The sequence below is a fragment of the Paraburkholderia sp. genome (genome assembly GCF_049581445.1).
Lineage (GTDB): Bacteria > Pseudomonadota > Gammaproteobacteria > Burkholderiales > Burkholderiaceae > Paraburkholderia.
Genome location: NZ_JBAURZ010000291.1, coordinates 21,043 through 36,306, shown reverse-complemented (window position 1 = coordinate 36,306; position 15,264 = coordinate 21,043). Strand labels below are relative to the sequence as shown.

Here is a 15,264-nt window from a genome sequence, read left to right as displayed (position 1 = left end):
CGATCTCAGGCAGGGTGCGGCTGTCGGTCGACATGGGCACTTCGGCGCGCCCGGGTTTCGTCATGTACCTGCCCATCTACGCGCCCGGGCAGCCGCAGGATAGCGTCGCGCAGCGCCGCGCCCATCTGGTCGGTTGGACTTACGCGTCGTTTCGCATGCACGACGTGATCGCGAGCCTGTACGGCGAAGAACTGCCGGGTCTCACGCTCGCAATCTTTGACGGGGCAGCGCCGATCGAATCGTCGCTGTTGTACCGTAGCCGCGACGCGCGCAACCCGAACCTGCCGGCAGTGATCGCGGCTAACGAATATCTGGTGGTGGGGGGCCACGACTGGACGCTGTCCATGTGCGCCAACGACGCCTTCAAGGCGCGTTTCGGCCGCAACGCGGAGTGGCTGATCGCGAGTGCCGGTTCCGGTCTGAGCCTGCTGCTTGCCTTGCTCGCCTGGCTCATGATGACAGGCCGCGGCCGCGCCGAGCGACTCGCCTCGAAGATGACCCGGGAGTTGCGCGAGAGCGAGGAGAAATTTCGCGCCATCGCCGATTGCACGGTCAACTGGGAGGTCTGGTGGGGACCGGACGGCAAGCCGCGCTGGATCAATCCGTCGGTGCAGGAGTACATCGGCTATACGGTGAATGAGTGCATGGCCATGCCAGACTTTGCCAGCACGCTGATCCATCCGGAAGATCTGCCGCGCGTAGTGCCCGAGTTTCTCAAGGGGCGGCAGGGCTTTCGTGGCGATGACCTCGAATTCCGTTGCGTGCGCAAGGATGGGTCGCTGGTATGGCTGTCAGTGTCGTGGGTGCCAATCAGCGATGCCAAGGGGGATTTCATCGGTTTTCGCACAAGCGGGCGCGATATCACCGAGCGCAAACAAGTGGAAGCCGAGTTGCGCATCGCGGCGGTCGCCTTCGATTCGCTGGAGCCGATGATGATCACCGACGCCAGCGCCACGATCCTGCGGGTGAATTCCGCCTTCACCGATTGCACCGGATACGGCGCCGAAGAAATTGTCGGTCAAACGCCACGTGTGCTGAAATCAGGCCGTCACGATGAGGCGTTCTTCCGCGAGATGTGGGAGGCGATTCATCGTTCTGGCGGATGGCAGGGCGAAATCTGGGGGCGCCGCAAGAGCGGCGAGGTCTATCCGAAGTGGCTCGCCATTTCGGCTGTGATGGGCGAGGACGGTGCCGTCAGTCATTACGTCGGCACGCACCACGACATCACTGAGCGCAAGATTGCGGAAGAACGCATCCGCGAACTGGCCTTCTTCGACGCGTTGACCCGTTTGCCCAACCGCACGCTGCTGCTCGACCGCCTGATGCAGGCGATCACCGCGAGCGCCCGCAGCGAAGCGTGCGGCGCGGTGCTGTTTGTCGACCTCGATCACTTCAAGACGCTCAACGATACGCTCGGTCACGACAAGGGCGACCTGCTGCTGCAGCAAGTCGCGCAACGTCTGGCCGCAAGCGTGCTGGAAAGCGACACGGTCGCACGCGTGGGTGGCGATGAGTTCGTGGTGGTGCTCGGCAGCCTGAACGAAAACCATCACGAAGCAGCGCGGCAAACCGAAGCATTAGGCGAGAAACTGCTCAGTGTGCTTGGGATGCCTTACCAACTTGGCGAGATCGAATATCGCAGTACCGCCAGTATCGGCGCAACGGTGTTCAGCGGCCACCAGGCCTCGATGGACGAACTGCTGAAACAGGCCGACCTCGCCATGTACAAGTCCAAGGAGCGCGGACGCAATGCGGTGTGCTTCTTCGATCCGGACATGCAGACCGTGGTGGTGGAGCGCGCCACGCTGGAGGCGGCTCTGCGTCATGCGATCGACGCCAACCAGTTCATGCTGCATTATCAGCCGCAGGTCGACGGCGACCGCACCACGGGCGTCGAAGCATTGGTGCGCTGGCAGCATCCACAGCGCGGCATCGTACCGCCCGCCGAGTTCATCCCGCTTGCCGAGGAAACCGGTCTGATCGTGGCACTTGGCGGCTGGGTGCTCGAGGCGGCGTGCGCGCAACTGGCGCGCTGGGCTTTACGCCCCGAGATGGCGCATCTGACGATTGCGGTCAATGTCAGCATCCATCAGTTCCGCGAAGCAGATTTCGTGGAGAAGGTGCTCGCCGTGATCACGCGCACCGGCGCGCGCCCCGACCGCCTGAAACTGGAATTGACAGAGAGCGTGCTGGTCGACAACGTGCAGGACGTGATCCAGAAGATGTATGCGCTCAAGATCCGCGGCGTGGTGTTTTCACTGGATGACTTCGGCACCGGTTATTCGTCGCTGTCGTATCTGAAACTGTTGCCGCTCAACCAGTTGAAGATTGACCGCTCATTCGTGCGCGACGTACTGGTCGACCCCAACGACGCGGCGATTGCCCGAACCATCGTGGCGCTGGGGCAAAGCCTTGGGCTCGGCGTCATTGCCGAAGGTGTGGAGACCGCAGCCCAGCGGGACTTTCTGGCGGCGCTGGGCTGTCACGCGTATCAGGGCTACTATTTCTGCCGGCCGCTTCCCGTTGAAGGCTTCGAGGCGCATATCAGCCAGATCGAAGCCCAGCGCTATCTGAGCGACGTGACTGACGTGACCGACGTCACTTGATAGAGGCGGCGAGGAGCAGGTCCTGGCTGGCCCATCTGCGCCTCATCTTGCGCACATTGAACGGGCCGCATACCTTGGCCTCAGCGGCCTCAGCGGCCTCAGCGGCCTCAGCAGCCTCAGCGCGCCGCACCGCTCGCTGTGCGGCCCACCGCAGCCGCCGCTGGCGGCGTTTCTTCGAGCCGGCGAAACACAAGCGCTGACACCAGCGTAATCACGCCCACGCAGACGAAACTCAGGCGAAAGCCCATCGCGGCCGAACCCCACTGCGCGCCGAACAGGTTCACGAGACCGCCGCCAATTGATACGCCCAGACCCATCGCCAGCATCTGCACCATCGAAAACAGGCTGTTGCCGCTGCCCGCATCTTCGTGCGAGAGCCCCTTCAGCGTGACGCTGTTCATGGCCGCGAACTGCATGGAGTTGGCCGCGCCGAAGATCGCCAGCACGACGATTTCAACCGCGACAGGTGTGCCGCGCGAGATCAGCGCGAACGCGACGATTGCCGAGCCAACGATCACCGTGTTGACCAGCAGGAACGTGTCATATCCATAACGCCGGATCAACGGCGCGATCCAGCGCTTGGCGACGGTGCCGGCAAGGGCAGCGGGCAACATCATCATGCCGGAGTGGAGCGGCGTGTAGCCGAGTTGTAGTTGCATCAGCAGCGGCACGAGGAACGGCACCGCGCTCGAACCAATGCGACACACCAGGTTGCCGATCAGCCCGACGCTGAAATTGGGCTCGCTAAAGAGCCTTAGCTTGAAGAGCGGATTGGCGCGGTTGCGGGCATAGGGGATGTAGGCCAGCGCGGCAACGAGTCCCAGCACGAACAGAGCAGTCGCCCACGCAGCGCGATGCGTCTGCACTGGGGTCTCCACCGCGAGCGAGAAGGCGATCATGCACAACGACAGCAGTCCACAACCGATCAGATCGAACGGCGGCGCAGCCGTGCCTGTGCTGCGCGGCAAATAACGGTGAACCGCAAAGAGGCCAATTGCGCCGATCGGCACGTTGATCAGGAAAATCCAGTGCCAGGAGATGGCCTCGACAAACCAGCCGCCGAGCGTCGGACCGAGGATGGGCCCCACCTGGCCCGCCACCGAGATAAACGCGAGCGCCGACACATACTGCTCGCCGGACACACTGCGCAGCACCGCGAGACGCCCGATGGGCAGCAGCATCGAGCCGCCGACGCCTTGCAGCACGCGCGCGATAATCAGTTGCCCCAGGGTATGCGCGCTCGCGCAGCACAGCGAGCCGAGCACGAAAATGAGGATGGCGGCGAAATAGACCCGGCGTGTGCCGAAGCGGTCGGCGAGCCAGCCCGAAGCGGGCGTGAGCATGGCCATCGTCAGCGTGTAGGCGACGATCACCGGCTGCATCGCGAGCGGCCGTTCGTTCAGGCTGTGGGCGATGGACGGCAGCGCCGTATTGACGATCGTGGTGTCGAGCGACTGCATGAAAAAGCCGGCGGCGACGATCCAGAGCAACGCTGTCTGGCTGGAATCCTTACTCATTTGAACGTCTCGGCGAGAGGCTGACCGGCCCGACTGGGTTTCGGTTGGCGCGTCACGCTCAGCAAAATATTGGGGGTATGCCGACATCATATTGTCATCAACGTCAATCGGGAACCCCACTTACGATGTTGACTGTTATCGCCGTTACCGATAACAATGACTCATGCTCAATCCTGTCTGGCTCAAGACCTTCGCTATGGTGGCCACCTGCCATAGCTTCACGGAGGCCGCGCGGCGGCTCGATCTCACGCAATCCAGCGTGAGCGAACACGTGCGCCGCCTCGAACAGGAAGTGGGCCGACGCCTGTTCGTGCGCGACACCCATTCGCTCGCCATGACGCCCGACGGCGAGGCGATGCTCGCGCACGCCAGCGTGATCCTGCAGGCGCTGGCCCGCGCCGAATCCCAATTCCGTGCGCCACGCCTGAAGGGGCGCGTGCGCCTGGGTTCGTCGGACGACGTTGCGCTGGGCCCGCTGCCTAACGTATTGGCCGCCTTTCGAGACGCCCATCCGGATGTCGAACTGGAAATCACCATCGGCATGACCGGCAAGCTCTATGAGTTGCTGGAAGCGGGCTCGATCGATCTGCTGGTCGGCAAGCGGCGCCTGGGCGACAAGCGCGGCGTGCCACTCTTTACCGGGCGGCTGGAGTGGTTGGCGCGCGCCGGAACGCTCGTGGATCTATCTCAGCCTTTGCCACTGATCCTCGTTGCCGAGCCGAGCGTCACGCGTGCCGTGGTGCTTGATGCGCTGGCCGAGGCCGGCTTCAGCTGGCAGGTCGTGTGCACGAGCAGCAGCCATTCGGGCTGTATCGCTGCGGCGCGCGGCGGCCTGGGCATCACCGTACGGCCGCAGTATCTGGCAGCGCGTGGACTCACGCCGCCCCTCAACAGTGCAAGCCTGCCGGTACTGCCGGATGTGGAATTCATCGCGCTCGCCGCCAAACGGCTGAGCCGTCCGGCTGGAACGTTATTGCAGCTGCTGCACGACAGCGACCTGCGCGGTTCGTGGATCGGCGAATAACGCCCGTTTTGCCCTTGGCTGGCGGTCCCTTACTGAACGTCGAAACGGCGCCACACACGCTCAAAATTCTTTTTGCAGCATTCGGCGAGTCGTTATAATTTTCCATATACGATACGTTGTTCTATGTATGGAACAACGAAGGCCATGCAAGCATCGCTTGCGCGTGCGTGGGGCCGCACGTTACCAGCCCGGATAGACCACCAACCAAAATGACAAAGAATCTGACCATCAATGTGCGGATCGCTATCACGATTGCGTTTCTTGGGGCCTTGCTGATTGCCACGGGGGCGCTTGGCATTCTGGGCATGTCGGAGAGCAACGATGCGCAGCGCGACGCGTACGCGGTGCATTTCGCTTCGGTGGTGGCGTTGGGAAAATCGGGCACGGCAATGTCGCGGGCGCGCTTCGGACTCGACTGGGCTATGAGTAATCCGCATTCGCCGCAACTGGGCATGCAACTGGAACGCGCAAACACGTTGCTGGCCGATTCGGACAAGTGGTGGAACAGCTTCCGCGATCTGCCTAAAACGGCCGAACTGCAACAACTCACCGACGATCTCGATACCAAACGCACCGCCGTGCGGCGTGATGGCATCGACAAGCTGATTGCCGCGATCCGCAGCGGCGATACGAGTTGGATGGACGAAACGCGTGCGAACCATCTGATTGGTCTCTATACCGCGATGAACGCAAGCCAGGGTGCGCTAGAACAATATCTGAACCAGCAGGCCCAGGACGCCAATGAACGCTCGGCTGCGCTGTTTCATACTCTGTTGTCGGCATGCGTCGCCAGTATCGCGCTGGGACTGACGGTGGCGTTTTTCAGTTGGCGCACGTTGCGCCGCGCGATCATGTCGCCGCTCAATGATGCCTTGCGTCAGTTCGATGCTATCGCCGCAGGCGAACTCACCACGCAGGTGCCGATCCGCTCCAACGACGAGATGGCGATGCTGCTGCGCGGGCTCGCCGCGATGCAGGACAAGCTCGGCGCGACCGTGACCTCGGTACGGATTGGTTCGCACTCCATTGCTTCTTCGACCCACCAGATCGCCGCGGGCAATCTCGATCTGTCACAGCGCACGGAAGAGCAGGCGGCATCGCTCGAAGAGACCGCGTCAGCCATGGAGCAGCTTACTGCGACCGTCCAGTTGAACGCGGAGAACGCTCACCATGCGAGCGACCTGGCGCTGCGGGCTTCGGAGATGGCAGGGCGCGGGCGCGATTCGGTCGGCAGCATGGTCGACACCATGCGGGCGATTCATGCCGGCTCGTCGAAGATGACGGGCATCATTACCGCCATTGAAGGCATCGCGTTTCAGACCAATATCCTCGCGTTAAACGCCGCGGTCGAGGCGGCGCGGGCGGGTGAAGAAGGGCGCGGTTTTGCCGTGGTGGCGGGAGAGGTACGAAGCCTTGCGCAGCGCTCGGCTGCTGCAGCGAAAGAGATCGGCACGCTGATCGCCGAATCGACCGCACGGGTCGAGAACGGCGCGGGGCTTGTGAACCAGGCGGGCGAAACGATGCAGGAAATCGAAGCGGCGATCGCACGGGTCGCGCGCATCGTCGGTGAGATTGCTGCGGCTTCGAAGGAGCAGAGTGAAGGTATCAAACAGGTGAGCCTCGCCGTCACGCAGATGGACGAAGTCACCCAGCATAATGCCGCGTTGGTCGAGGAAAGCGCCGCTACCGCGGGGTCGCTCGCGGATCAGGCGCGGCAGTTGAGTGAATTGACGGCGGCGTTCAAGGTGGCGGGGGACGGCGAACTGGCATGACGCTGCAATCAGTCGCGCCTCGATGCGGCTCACCCACTCTCAAGCATGCTCCCGCCCCGTCGCCCCCATTTCCCGCGCCGCCTCATCAAGAATCCATTGACGAAACAACGCCATCGCCGGCGCCATGCGGCGCGATTTCAGGCGGGTGAGCCAATAACTTCCCGTCTTCACCTGCTGATCGAAAGGGCACACCAGCAGACCGGCCTGCAGTTCACGCACGAACATGCGTGGCGGTGCCAGCGCGACGCCCGCGCCTTGCACAGCGGCCTCAACCATCAAACGCGATGAGTCGAACACGGGGCCGTTCACAGTCCACGGCTCGACTCCGGCCGTATCCAGCCAGAGGTTCCATTCGTCGGCCCGGTAAGAGCGCAGTAACGTCTGCTGCGCCAGGTCGGCGGGCTTACGCAGACGCCTGGCGATCTGCGGTGTGCACAGCACCGTCAGCGGCGCGTCGAGCAGCGGTTCATTGTGAGTGGCGGGCCAGACGCCTTCGCCGAAGCGAATCGCGAAGTCGAGTCCCTCGGCGGCAAGATCGACCAGATTGTTATTCGTCAGCAGGCGTAATTCTACGAACGGATGCACTTCGCGAAATAACTTGAGCTTGGGCATCAGCCAGCCGACTGCAAAAGTCCCCACCACGCCGACTGTCAGCACCTCATGAAAATGACCACCCTCGAACTGTTTGAGTACGCCTTCGATACGGCCAAATGCATCGCTTAAGACCGGCAACAACGCACGGCCCTCGTCAGTAATGCCAAGGCCGCGCGGTAAGCGTTTGAAGAGGGACGTACCGAGCCTTTCTTCGAGCGCGCGAATTTGCTGGCTAACAGCCGCCTGCGTGACGTTCAGTTCTTGCGCCGCGCGCGTGAAGCTCAGATGCCGCGCAGCCGATTCAAAGGCCCGCAGCGCATTCAGGGGGAGATGAGGACGCATGGATGTCCAGTCATAAGATTTTCTTTAGCCTGGGGCTAATTATCCTCGTTTGTCACTGACTGGCAAAGCAGGCGATAGTCGCGTCTCGCGGGACGCTCGTATCCTTCTGCCCGGAAAGGAGAAATGACAGACATGACCCACTCAGCCCCTCGCCGTTCGCTATTGCTGGCTGCCGCCGCGCTTCCCCTTGCGTTTGCGGTACGTGCGCGCGCCGCTGACGCTGACGAGGCCCAGCCGGCCGCAGCCCAATTCGCGAAACTTGAAAATACTTTTGGCGGGCGTCTCGGCGTGTACGCCGTCGACACAGCCAATGGCGCGCAAACCGGCTATCGCGCCGATGAACGGTTTCCGTTTTGCAGCACCTTCAAGGTTGTTCTGGCGGGTGCAATCTTGACCCAGTGCCCGCAAAACGCCGGTCTCCTGCAACAGCGGATCAACTACACGCAACAGGACGTGGTGAACTACTCGCCCATCAGCGCAAAGCACGTCGGCGATGGCATGACAGTCGAGCAGTTGTGCCGCGCGGCGCTTCAGTACAGCGACAACACGGCGGCCAACATGCTGATCCGGCAGTTGGGCGGCCCCGCGGCTGTCACCGCATTTGCACGCTCGATTGGCATCGAGGAATTCCGGCTCGACCGCTGGGAAACGGAACTGAACACCGCGATCCCAGGCGATGTGCGCGACACCGCCACACCGGCCGCGATGGCACGCGCGCTGCAACGGCTCGCGTTGGGCGATGCGTTGCCTGCGCCGCAACGCGAGCAGTTGCAGAACTGGATGCGGGGCAACACCACCGGTTCGCACCGGATCGCGGCGGGTGTGCCTACCGGCTGGCAGGTGGGCGACAAGACCGGCACCGGCGACCACGGCACTGCGAATGACATCGCCGTCATCTGGCCGCCAGCGCGCAAGCCGATCATCCTTGCCGTGTATCACACGCAAAGCGAGGCCGACGCGAAGCCACAGGATACGGTGATCGTAGAGGCAACGCGTATCGTTGTGACTGCGTTGGGTTGAGTCCAACGAAGCGGCATCAGCATGAAGCAGTCTCCGTTTGCTGCCGTGCTTCTCATCGCAAGTCTGGCAGTGCAACCGGCTAGCGCTGCGCACGCGGCACCAGCGGCAAAAGACACGTAGGTCTAGCACCGGATCGCGGTACAAGGTACCGGTCGCGATACGGGCATTCCAGAATCCTCAACTCAACACCACCGCGCCATCCCTGCCCATCCCGCATACGACGCCGGGAACGGTGGTTGCTCGACGCTCAATCAGGCGAAGCTCAAACGCACAGCGTGATCACAGCGCAGGAGGAGGGCGATGAGCCGCTCAGCACACTTGATTCACATCTGCCTGAAGCAACACTGAGACAAACATGAGACGACCCTTCAGGTGGCACGATGCTCTAGACAGGAATCCGAAATGGCGCGACACAAACCCGATGTGGCCGATGATGAGTTTGAGATCTACGCGAGTTACCACAGCGCGGGCGATGGTCGATACATCGGTGGACTCAAGGTTATCCGTAAAGCGGATCGGAAGATCCTGTTCCCGTTCGAGGGTGCGCCGCAGATCGGCCCATACGACAGCGTCGAAGAAGCGCGCCGCGCAGCAGTGGACTACGGACGCGCGATTGTCGCGGCAGATCGCAAGGAGCCGGAGGCTTGACAGGCCTCGATTCACGCGTTCATTTTACAAAACGCGTGAGGATGCCACGTGGCGATTGTCGCGGAAGCACCCTGGTTGTCGCCCGGCTTGTCGCTCGATTTTCAGCACACTTTACTGATCGTTTCGACCCCTCTACGTGTGAATGCAAAGAATGCTGCCTACGCGCGGTCCATTTGTTGCTGCCTCACTATTGACGATACTTAAGACCACACTAATCGACCGCATCTTGGGGTCGACTTTGTCACGGAGGTAATGATGCAACACGATCAAGACAGCAGTCGGAACGAGCATGCCGCTCAAACACCCAACGATAACGAACAACGCGACTCACGTACTGCCGCGCAGAAACAGGAGGCGGAACGTACCGATCCGCAGCGCACCAGTCAGCGCCCGAAGCAGACGGCGGAGGTTCCACTCGGCACGGGTACGCATGCGGAGCCTCCGGGCGGCGGAGGCCGTCAGTCGCAGCGCGTTTCGCAGGACAAACAGGGACGTCACTGAACTAGCCCGAACAGGACGCAAAATCAGGTAGCCGGCAGCGCGCGGGCCATCCGCGTGCACCGACCAGGCGCTCTTCGAGCTAAGGGAATCGGTGGAGAGTGAGCGTGTCGCGTGGTCGCATCGTGACGTGGCCATCACCATGCGATCACAGCACCACCTGTATCCCCAGTTCGACGACATCCTCACCGTCAAGGCCGTAGTATTCCGCGCTCGACGCGGAATGAAACGACATCGCCGCAAACAGCGATTTACGCCAGTCGCGCATCGCATCGCCGGGATGGCCTTTGACGACTTCTTCACGCGGCAGAAAAAACGTCGTGTGCTTCGGTTCGTAGCGCCATTCGCCGAGACGCCCTTCCAGTGACGCGAGCAATTGAGGCAGGTTAGGCCGCTCGACAAAGCCGTGCCGCGCCACGACTTCATAGCAGCCGTTGCCCAGCGAGCGCGTTTCAATCCGCGTTTTCTCATCCACACGCGGCGCCGATTCAGACAAGTTCGCAAAGAAGATCGAGGTTTGATGCAGCACGCGATTGTGCCGCACATTGCTGCGCAATGCCGCTGGGGTCATACCGCGTACACTGCCCGGATAGACGGCGGTGCCAGGGACGCGCGCCAGCGGCTCGGGATCATTCAGCACTTCGTCGAGAAACTGTGTGAGTGGCACAACGGCTGCCGCGCGTGTTGCGTCCGCCTCACGGCCGCGGTTCCATGTAGTCATCAGGATGAACATCGCCACGCCGATCGTGACCGGAAACCAGCCGCCCTGCGGGATTTTCGGCACATTGGCGGCCACCAGCATGCCGTCGATTACCAGCAGCGGCACGCTGACCGCGCACACGGCTAGCGGCGACCAATGCCAGACGCGCCGCGACAAACTGAACATCTGGATGGTGGTGGCAAGCATGGTCAGGCCGACCGCAATGCCATACGCCGCGGTCAGCCGCTCCGAGGAACGGAACATCACCACGAGGAACATCACGGCGGCAAACAGAATCAGATTGACGGCCGGTACATACACCTGGCCGCGATGCTCGTGCGAGGTCTCCACGACCCGCATGCGCGGCAGAAAGCCGAGTTCGATCGCCTGGCTCGTCATCGAAAATGCACCGGAGATGACCGCTTGCGACGCAATCACGGTCGCAAGCAGCGCCATGACGACGGTGGGAATCAACGCCCACGGCGGCGCTGCATCGAAGAACGGCTGTTGCGACGAACCTGGCTGATAAAGCAGGGTTGCGCCCTGACCGAAGTAGCCGATCAGGATCGCGGGGAACACTACCGCGATCCAAGCGAGCCGAATCGAGCGCCGCCCGAAGTGGCCGATATCCGCGTACAACGCCTCCGCGCCCGTCAACGCGAGGATCACGGCACCGAGAATCACGAACGCCAGCGCGGGCCGCTCGGTCGCGAGATGCAGCGCCCACCACGGCGACAAGGCCTTCAATACCTGCGGATGCTGCGCGATGCGATACGCGCCGATTCCAGCCAGCCAGACGAACCATAGCGTCATGACCGGGCCGAACCAGCGCCCCACAGTCGCCGTCCCGCGTTTCTGAAACGCAAACAGGGCAATCAGAATCGCCACTGCGCCAGGCACCACGAACGGGTCGAATTTCATGCTGATCTGTCGCAGACCTTCGACTGCCGACAGCACGGACACAGCAGGCGTAATCATCGAATCGCCATAGAACATTGCCGCGCCGAACAGTCCGACCAGCAGCAGAGCACGCGGCGCTGGTTTACCGTCTCTCGCGCAACCGGCGCGCACCAGGGCCGTCAACGCCACAATGCCGCCTTCACCCTGGTTATCCGCGCGCATCACATAGCAGATGTATTTGAGCATCACGACCACTACCACGGCCCACACGATCGTTGACAGCACGCCCATTACGATCAGCTGCGTCGCAGCGCCCGCATCCAGCACGCCTTGTCGAAGTGCATAGATCGGGCTCGTGCCGATGTCGCCGAACACTACGCCGAGCGCGCCTAACACGAGTTGGGTGGTGGCAGCATTGGGCATCGAATGCTGGGCTGAGTCGGACTTGCGGGGTGTGGAGCGAGTTTCAGTAGAAGTAGACGAAGCTGGCATGGTAGCGGCGAGGTATTTCGTGCTGTGGGCGTATCAAACTCTTCCATCGGAATTCGACAGCAACCTTCGTTCCCGGACAAGACGTGAGAGCAATCTCACGCACTATGGCAGTCGTCACGCCTGTGTCATCTCTCGCCTGCGAGGACGATCAGGCAGGCGCGATTTATGCGGCTCCTCCAGAGTTGCCGGAAATTGCCGGGCATTTCAGGAGCGCAATATGTTCAACGATGCAAAGCATGCAGCAAGCGCGGCGCGCACTGCGTACGAAATCTTCATGCTGGAACCGCACGCCTGGGTCCCCAACAACAGCAAGCTTCCGGTCGTGTTTTACCGGCATGCTTTACATGCTGACAGCGGGGATCTCGCGGCAGCTTTCGAACTGCTTTTCGAGCAAAATGACTGGCCGCCGCAATGGCGTGATGGAATTTTCGATTACCACCACTTCCACGCGAGCGCCCACGAAGTGCTGGGCGTGGCATCCGGGGCGGCTGAAGTGATCGTGGGAGGGCCGGGTGGACGAGTGGTCCGCATCGAAGCCGGTGATGCGCTGCTTCTACCTGCGGGCACCGGGCACTGTCTGCAATCCTACGAAGGTAGATTTCAAGTGGTGGCCGGGTACCCAGCCGGCCAGCAGTGGGATATCCGGCGCGAAGCGCTCACGCCGGAAGAGCTGACGGCCATGGAGGCGCTACCGTTTCCGGCACGCGATCCGTTAGATGGTACCAACGGGCCGGTGGTCGCCCACTGGCTGCACGCGGCCTGATGAATGCTGCTTGTGGCTGCTTGTGTTTGGCGGAGGACCGCTGCCTGTCGGCGGGTCTGGTTGGCTCGCGGCTAGCAGGCAGTTGGCCAGGTCCCGTGAGCTTCGCAAACCGCGGCCTGCCCACGCCGCCGCCGATTGTTGCGTGCGCAGCGCTGCGTCTTTGCACGTCGCATGGTTGGCTATTTGCTCGCATCGGCGCATGATCGCCTGGTTGGCCCGCAAGAGATCATCCCCAGCATACAGGTTCATTGCAGCGCGTCACATCGATGTCGCTATCCGTCGAACAGGAGCTTCCTATGGAAAACAATCCCGCCCTCGATCAGCTATGCATCAACACGATCCGTACACTGGCGATGGACGCCGTGCAGAAGGCGAATTCGGGCCACCCTGGCACGCCGATGGGGATGGCCCCCGTCGTCTACCATCTGTGGCAAAACCATCTGGTGTACGACCCTGACGATCCACTTTGGCCGAACCGCGACCGCTTCGTGCTGTCGGCGGGGCACGCTTCGATGTTGCTGTACTCGATGTTGTTTCTCTCCGGCATCAAGGGTATCGACGACAAAGAAAAGCTGACCGGTGGCCCCGCTGTGTCGCTAGACGACATCAAGCGGTTCCGCCAGATCGACAGCAATACGCCGGGCCACCCCGAATATCGCATGACGACCGGCGTCGAAACCACCACCGGGCCACTCGGCCAGGGGCTGGGCAATAGCGTTGGCATGGCGATAGCCGGACGCTGGTTTGAAAACCGTTTCAATCAGCCGGATACAGCGCTGTTTAATTACCACGTCTATGCGTTGTGCGGTGACGGCTGCATGATGGAAGGCGTCTCGCACGAAGCGGCATCGCTCGCGGGCCACCTGAAGCTGTCCAATCTGACGTGGATCTACGATAGCAACCGCGTGACGATCGAGGGGCATACGGATCTTGCCTATAGCGACGACGTGGAAGCGCGCTTTCACGGCTATAACTGGCACACGCTGCATGTGAAAGACGCCAACGACGGCGCTGCGCTCGAAGCGGCCTTCAAAGAGGCGAAGAGCGTCACCGACAAGCCTACGCTGATCGTGGTGAACAGCATCATCGGCTGGGGTGCGCCGCACAAGCAGGACACCGCCGCCGCCCACGGCGAAGCACTGGGCGATGACGAAGTCGCCGCAGCCAAGCGGTTTTATGGCTGGCCTGACGACAAGAAATTTTATATACCTGACGGCGTGCTCGAACGCTTCGCACAGGGTATCGGCGCACGCGGCAAAGCGGCGCGCGCGGATTGGCACACCAGACTGGATGCGTATTCGAAGCAGTATCCGCAACTCGCGGGCGAACTCGCGTTGATCGAGTCGCATCAGTTGCCTGAAGGCTGGGACGCGGACATTCCCCGCTTCGATGCCGACGCCAAGGGACTCGCCACGCGCGATTCGTCCGGTAAGGTGCTCAACGCGATCGCCGCACGCGTGCCCTGGCTGCTGGGTGGCGCTGCGGATCTGTCGCCATCCACCAAGACCAATCTCAAGTTCGAAGGCGCAGGCAGCTTCGAACACGACAATTACGGTGGACGTAATCTGCACTTCGGGATTCGTGAGCACGGCATGGGCGCGGTCGTCAACGGCATGGCCGTGTCGAATCTGCGCCCGTACGGTTCGACCTTCCTGATCTTCAGCGACTACATGAAGCCGCCTATCCGGCTATCGTCGGTGATGGAAGTGCCGGCGATCTATGTATTCACGCACGATTCGATCGGCCTCGGCGAGGATGGTCCGACCCATCAGCCGATCGAGCAGTTGGCTTCGCTGCGAGCCGTTCCCGGCCTGAGCCTCTTTCGGCCGGGGGATGCCAATGAAGTGGCCGAGACCTGGCGCGCGGTGTTGTCGAAACCGCGCCATCCTGCGTGCATCGTGCTGACGCGTCAGCCATTGCCTACGCTTGATCGAACCAGGTATGGGTCTGCCGAAGGCGTTCGCAAGGGGGCCTACGTGCTTGCCGATGCGCCCGATGGCAAAAAGCCCGAGGTGCTATTGCTTGCGACCGGCAGCGAAGTGTCGCTGTGCGTTGATGCGTACGAGAAGCTGAAAGGCGAGGGCATCGCCGCAAGGGTGGTGTCGATGCCGTCGTGGGATGTGTTCGAGTTGCAGGATCAGGCGTACAGAGACTCGGTGCTGCCGCCGGATGTCGATGCGCGTGTATGTGTGGAGCAGGCCGCGACGCTCGGCTGGGATCGCTATGTGGGACGTCTCGGCGCACAAGTGGTGATGCACACGTTTGGCGCGTCCGCGCCGATAAAAGACCTGCTGCGCAAGTTCGGCTTTACGCCCGAGGCCGTGTATGACGCGGCGAAACAGCAGATTGCGCGGGTGCAGAAGAAGTAATTAGCGCGGGATGAAGCAG

11 protein-coding genes are annotated in these 15,264 nt (G+C 62.0%); 8 read left to right on the top strand and 3 right to left on the bottom strand.

The genetic code is table 11. The annotated features are described in order from the left end of the window. A partial coding sequence (locus WCA85_RS24220; protein WP_424067386.1) for a bifunctional diguanylate cyclase/phosphodiesterase occupies positions 1–2,606 on the top strand: 2,606 nt, incomplete at its 5' end. Positions 2,607–2,722: 116 nt separating this feature from the next. Here WCA85_RS24220 and mdtD read toward each other — a convergent pair. After that, positions 2,723–4,213, bottom strand: coding sequence for a multidrug transporter subunit MdtD (gene mdtD / locus WCA85_RS24215; protein ID WP_424067385.1), 1,491 nt, complete (start codon positions 4,211–4,213; stop codon positions 2,723–2,725). Positions 4,214–4,286: 73 nt separating this feature from the next. Here mdtD and WCA85_RS24210 point away from each other — a divergent pair, with 73 nt between their 5' ends. Further along, positions 4,287–5,147, top strand: a complete 861-nt coding sequence (locus tag WCA85_RS24210; protein WP_424067384.1) for a LysR family transcriptional regulator — start codon at positions 4,287–4,289, stop codon at positions 5,145–5,147. A 209-nt stretch (positions 5,148–5,356) separates the two neighbouring features. Continuing rightward, complete coding sequence (locus tag WCA85_RS24205; protein WP_424067383.1) at positions 5,357–6,919, top strand: methyl-accepting chemotaxis protein; 1,563 nt, start codon at positions 5,357–5,359, stop codon at positions 6,917–6,919. 39 nt (positions 6,920–6,958) lie between these two features. Here the strand turns inward: WCA85_RS24205 and gcvA are convergent, their stop codons facing one another. After that, entirely contained in the window at positions 6,959–7,855 is an 897-nt protein-coding gene (gene gcvA / locus WCA85_RS24200) for a transcriptional regulator GcvA (RefSeq protein WP_424067382.1), read from the bottom strand. A 132-nt stretch (positions 7,856–7,987) separates the two neighbouring features. Between gcvA and bla the strand changes: the two genes are divergently transcribed. From bla to WCA85_RS24185, 3 genes are all read left to right on the top strand, one after another. Beyond that, entirely contained in the window at positions 7,988–8,875 is an 888-nt protein-coding gene (bla, locus tag WCA85_RS24195) for a class A beta-lactamase (protein WP_424067381.1), read from the top strand. A 402-nt stretch (positions 8,876–9,277) separates the two neighbouring features. Further along, on the top strand, positions 9,278–9,523 hold the full coding sequence (locus tag WCA85_RS24190; protein WP_424067380.1) for a DUF6723 family protein: 246 nt from the start codon (positions 9,278–9,280) through the stop codon (positions 9,521–9,523). A 255-nt stretch (positions 9,524–9,778) separates the two neighbouring features. Next, positions 9,779–10,024 carry a hypothetical protein gene (locus tag WCA85_RS24185; protein ID WP_424067379.1) on the top strand — a complete coding sequence of 82 codons (246 nt, stop codon included), beginning with the start codon at positions 9,779–9,781 and terminating at the stop codon, positions 10,022–10,024. Positions 10,025–10,169: 145 nt separating this feature from the next. Here the strand turns inward: WCA85_RS24185 and WCA85_RS24180 are convergent, their stop codons facing one another. Beyond that, positions 10,170–12,044, bottom strand: a complete 1,875-nt coding sequence (locus WCA85_RS24180) for a potassium transporter Kup (RefSeq protein WP_424067378.1) — start codon at positions 12,042–12,044, stop codon at positions 10,170–10,172. A 286-nt stretch (positions 12,045–12,330) separates the two neighbouring features. Here WCA85_RS24180 and WCA85_RS24175 point away from each other — a divergent pair, with 286 nt between their 5' ends. Both WCA85_RS24175 and tkt read left to right on the top strand, forming a co-directional pair. Next, positions 12,331–12,876, top strand: coding sequence for a cupin domain-containing protein (locus tag WCA85_RS24175; protein ID WP_424067377.1), 546 nt, complete (start codon positions 12,331–12,333; stop codon positions 12,874–12,876). A gap of 296 nt (positions 12,877–13,172) precedes the next feature. Further along, positions 13,173–15,245 (top strand): transketolase, encoded by a 2,073-nt coding sequence (gene tkt / locus WCA85_RS24170; RefSeq protein ID WP_424067376.1) that lies wholly within the window; start codon positions 13,173–13,175, stop codon positions 15,243–15,245. The last annotated feature ends 19 nt before the right edge of the window (positions 15,246–15,264 follow it).

Excerpts from the sequence above, each read along its gene's own strand:
- WCA85_RS24180 (WP_424067378.1), bottom strand. The coding sequence starts at position 12,044 with ATGCCCAATGCTGCCACCACCCAACTCGTGTTAGGCGCGCTCGGCGTA.
- WCA85_RS24205 (WP_424067383.1), top strand. The coding sequence starts at position 5,357 with ATGACAAAGAATCTGACCATCAATGTGCGGATCGCTATCACGATTGCG.
- WCA85_RS24210 (WP_424067384.1), top strand. The coding sequence starts at position 4,287 with ATGCTCAATCCTGTCTGGCTCAAGACCTTCGCTATGGTGGCCACCTGC.
- mdtD (WP_424067385.1), bottom strand. The coding sequence starts at position 4,213 with ATGATGTCGGCATACCCCCAATATTTTGCTGAGCGTGACGCGCCAACC.
- gcvA (WP_424067382.1), bottom strand. The coding sequence starts at position 7,855 with ATGCGTCCTCATCTCCCCCTGAATGCGCTGCGGGCCTTTGAATCGGCT.
- tkt (WP_424067376.1), top strand. The coding sequence starts at position 13,173 with ATGGAAAACAATCCCGCCCTCGATCAGCTATGCATCAACACGATCCGT.
- WCA85_RS24185 (WP_424067379.1), top strand. The coding sequence starts at position 9,779 with ATGCAACACGATCAAGACAGCAGTCGGAACGAGCATGCCGCTCAAACA.
- bla (WP_424067381.1), top strand. The coding sequence starts at position 7,988 with ATGACCCACTCAGCCCCTCGCCGTTCGCTATTGCTGGCTGCCGCCGCG.
- WCA85_RS24190 (WP_424067380.1), top strand. The coding sequence starts at position 9,278 with ATGGCGCGACACAAACCCGATGTGGCCGATGATGAGTTTGAGATCTAC.
- WCA85_RS24175 (WP_424067377.1), top strand. The coding sequence starts at position 12,331 with ATGTTCAACGATGCAAAGCATGCAGCAAGCGCGGCGCGCACTGCGTAC.